At 37.9% G+C, this 4,210-nt stretch carries 3 protein-coding genes; 2 read left to right on the top strand and 1 reads right to left on the bottom strand.

The features are described 5' to 3' along the window. The first annotated feature begins 700 nt into the window (after positions 1-700). Positions 701-1,249 (top strand): metal-independent carbonic anhydrase family protein, encoded by a 549-nt coding sequence (locus B879_RS20305; protein ID WP_009187107.1) that lies wholly within the window; start codon positions 701-703, stop codon positions 1,247-1,249. A 4-nt stretch (positions 1,250-1,253) separates the two neighbouring features. Here B879_RS20305 and B879_RS20300 read toward each other — a convergent pair whose 3' ends face one another. After that, entirely contained in the window at positions 1,254-2,459 is a 1,206-nt protein-coding gene (locus B879_RS20300) for an NHL repeat-containing protein (RefSeq protein ID WP_009187106.1), read from the bottom strand. A gap of 430 nt (positions 2,460-2,889) precedes the next feature. On the opposite strand from B879_RS20300, the gene B879_RS20295 reads away from it, so the two are divergent. Further along, the gene (locus tag B879_RS20295) at positions 2,890-4,020 is read left to right on the top strand and encodes a DUF4221 family protein (RefSeq protein ID WP_009187104.1); all 1,131 of its coding nucleotides are present in this window, start codon (positions 2,890-2,892) and stop codon (positions 4,018-4,020) included. The last annotated feature ends 190 nt before the right edge of the window (positions 4,021-4,210 follow it).

The following is a 4,210-nucleotide window of genomic DNA, read 5'->3' as shown; positions in this document are numbered from 1 at the left end:
AAAGTGGGATTTCGGAAGGTAGGATGGAGTCTGTCTGACGATCAGTCAGGCGTTAAAAAATGATCCCTTTGGTCCCGATAGAGGGATTTAGCGACAGGCTGTCCCGAGAGCAAAGCGATTCGGGAGGCCAGGTTACAGTGGAGTAGAAAACCATTAGGAGTTAAGGTTTTAAGGGATTCATTAAGGCAATTGCTTAAAATAGTGACAAAATAACCCCAATAGGGGTTTAATCCCTTAAGGGTAGGGGTAAAACCCGGGGTTGTGAAGCAATTATTATATTCGGGAATCCCGACTCCAAAGGAGTCGAACTCAAGGGAAGAAAGTATAATAAGTGTCAACCATCTTCAGGACGGGACAGGGAATTTCGGAAGTAGGAAGGCGGATTTCGGAGGGCTGTGACACGGAACAATTAAGTAAAGGGTTTCATTAAGAGCCAAGTAAAAAGGTAAAAGGCAAAAGGCAAAAGGCAAAAGGGAAAAGGGAAATGTCAAAAAAAGTGGATTTCGGAAGTTGGATTAGAGTGTCCCGTATGGATTTTAGAATTTGAGATTTTTTTAAATAGCACATTTCCCGTGAAACCAACTTTTCAGTTTGACGTAATTAGCCGTTAAGAACCGCTTAGATTTTAGCCTCATTTTTATTGGGAGACTGAACAAATAAGGGGTGATCCATTGATTCCTTAACAACAAACAGCACTACTATGGAAAAAGTAAAAGAAGTAATCGAAAATTTAGGCCTTCAATATGTGGAAGAAGGTGCGCAGGACATCGTGACTTATGATGATGTGAATGCTGCTCAGCAAGCTTGGTGTGATGCGCTTGTCAAAATCGGGCAGATTTACAGCGAGGGTGGAGACTATAGGACATTTGCAGAGCAAGTGTTGACAGAGGCATACAATTACGACCATGGAAAAGTTTTCTTCAAACCTACATTAGCCTTTGGGGAACGTACATTTAGAAACACCAAAAAGGGTGCATTGTCCTACTTTGTTGGTGGTGACGCCGACTATCCTGAGGATGCAGGTTTTGCCTTGAAACCTTGGGTAAGTGCGCGTTATGAGAATACGGGTGGAAACCGTCAGGGAATCCAGATTTATGGATCTGTGGCCATTACCATGGGTAATGTGTATGTTACCGACAAAGAGGGAAATGAAGTTAAGGTAGATAAAACCTGGGTTTTTAGGAAGGGGGCAGATGGTAAACTTAGAATTATCGTCCATAAATCAGCCTTGCCTTTTTCTCCAGGATAAATCCTTATGGTGATTTGATGGGTTGAAGCTTTCCTCTGAACACTGTGAAATCCTCGTCTTCCTGGTCTTTACTAGTCGGCTTCATCCACCAGATTTCATTACCAATGACCCGGTAGCTATTGTAAAACATGGGAGGGAGGTTGACCGAAATTATTTCTCCATCAACTAGGGCGATAGTACGTTCTTTGGCTTTCTCTAAGATAGTATTTTTTAAATCTTCATCAGCCTCCCCTTTTCGTACTTTTTCCCAGTCACCTCGTTCACCTATTGAAGGTCCCGGCTTGTAATGGATCAAAACCACTTCTCCGATTTTTTCTAAACTTTCAATGGAAGAGGGAAAAGGGATTTCCAACTGATTAGCGCTGAGGATGCCATACCGGACCTGTTCATATTCCAGTCCATCATTTTCATGAAATCCGTCCAAATCAAGACGCTGACTTGAAGTTAATATAGGTTGTTCATCTTCCTTCCAGGAATAGATGTAGAGGATGGGCTCATTTTGAAAAATGAGGTATAATGTTTCTACCTGTTCCTCATAATAAAATAAGGGTCTGAAATCTTCAAAAGGAAAGGCTTTTCCAAATAGGAATTTACTCCCATCTGGAAAGGGGATAAACTTCTTTGTTTCTCTGCTTTCAAGATCCGTCATCAGCAAATTTCTTCGCTTTTGGAAAAACTCAGTTCCCACTTCCTGCACCTCATCCATCAGGTCCAAATGATGGAGCAGATAGGTTTTGCCATTTTTTTGGATAACCTGGTTTTTCCTGAAGATATCTACTCCGGCATGAATGCTCATTTGAGGCTGATAAACCCTATCCTGAATCACTAGATCCCCATTGGGAGAAAAGACCCGTAGACCAAAAAGTTTGTCAGCAACCACAATATCCCCCTCATTCGTTAATGAAAGGTTATCTGCGATCATGCTGAATGCCCCGGGCACATCACCTTCCTTCGTCCATTCATGTAGTGGCTGTCCTTTCCGGTCAAACACATAGATTTTGGATGCCGCAGCATCTCTGAAGAAAAGATGATCCTCATTGGCGTTTTGGAACAGGAATAAAGAAGCCAGGATATTATTTACAGTAATGCTATCTGTAGCGACGATTTCATATCCATCATTAGCTAAAGTGCTGGATTCTTTCTGATTGCTGGTGCAACCCTTCAAAATAAGTACTATAAGAAGAGAAAAAAAGTATAGGTATATTTTCATTTATTAATAATTAGTATGTGATTTTATTAGACTTCAAATAGAAATATATTGACTAAGTATTGTTTATTATTATTAGTTTCAATACGCTATATAGTTCTAAGTTAAGGCCATAACTTATTCATAAACCTAAAATATTAAAAAAATGAAAAATTTAATTAAAAAAAGTTTGATCGTATTGCTTTTCTTTGGTCATATGCAGGAGTAAATCGTGTAGCTGCCGATGCTTCGCTTTAATTACCGGGTAGAAATGTTTGTACTGTTTCATCAGATCCTAATAAAAATACTGGGAAATGTATTGGTTCATTTGCTGGAGATGTTTGTTATCATAATGTTATGGGTTCTCACCCAGTTTGTAGTGGTAATATGATGACTTTCTAATCAATTTTAAACAGGCCAAACTGGAAGGTTTGGCCTATATTTTCGCACGAACATGAGAATAGGCATAATTTTGACCTCTATATTGGTAACAGTTTTTTTTTCTTCCTGTAATCAAAATAAGGAGGCTTTTGAAAAATTTTCTCCAGTAGATAATCTTACTATACTGCTATCTGACACAGAGACTTTTCTTTATAATAAAATAGGCGTAGGAATATTTAAAGGGAATTTTTGTTTGGTGAAGTTCAACACTATAACTGGAAACCTTAACATATTGGATGTTTCATCAAATAAGCCAATTCTTGAAGTAACCATTGAAGACGATGGTCCAGAGGGTTTTAATAATTTATTTTTTACAGTTCCCCATGTCATTGAGGATAAAGTCTACCTTATCAATGGACCTTCAGGTCAAATCTTGAGTGTTAATTCCAGTGGTCTAATTGAAACAACACTAAAATTGCCCATTGATGCAGATTTGGGTTTTGCATATATGTATAATTCTGAGGGTAATAGACTTTTCCATAAAGATGAGGATTCCTTTTTTATTGGTTTCTATCCAGATCATCCAAAGTCCGGGATTTATAAAAGACCTTTACAAAGTGTGCTAAAAATCGATAGCACTCATGACATGGTGCTTTTTGCTCCTTTGCCAAAAGAAAATATTGCAAATACATGGGGGAATGACCATATGAATACAGGCCCTTTTGGTATTTATTCGAAAAGTAAAAACGCATTTATAACAGGGTTTTCAAATAAAAATGAGTTATCCGTATTTTCAAAAGACGGTTTGCTCCAAGAAAGCATAGTTTTGGATCTTCCTGATTGGAAAAATCCAGAGCATTTCCCGATTGATGCAGCCCAATTAGAGACTGTATCAAATGATGTTCTTTGGGAAATTAAGCGTTATGGGGAGAGTCTTCCAAAAATTTGGAAAATCTATGAATTTGCTGAAGGGTATTTACTGGAAGTAGTACATGGAAATGGATCAGGCTTTTTTCCGGATTTTTCCATTTACAAATTTGATTTAGACTTTAATTTTTTATCTAAGAAGGATTTTATTGGACACGAAAATACATTCTACCAGTCTTTTCAGTTTGGTGATGCCTATTATTTGTTCAATCAACATGCGTATGAAGAGAATGAAGATGAACTAGTTTTTGATCGGTATGGATTTGATGATATTTAGAATTGATGTATGAGGGGATCTCTTCTGCAAATTAAGGTTTTAATGTTCCTCCTGATTGCTTTCTGTTACTTGAAAATATCCACCCTGGACCTATTCAAGATTTCCTTTGGCATTCCTGATTTGTGAGATTAATCTTTCTTCACGGCATTAAATTACTGGTCCAATAAAACTGTCTTCCCAATTTCAATCT

It is taken from the genome of Cecembia lonarensis LW9 (assembly GCF_000298295.1).
Lineage (GTDB): Bacteria > Bacteroidota > Bacteroidia > Cytophagales > Cyclobacteriaceae > Cecembia > Cecembia lonarensis.
This window is presented reverse-complemented; position numbering and strand designations above follow the sequence as displayed.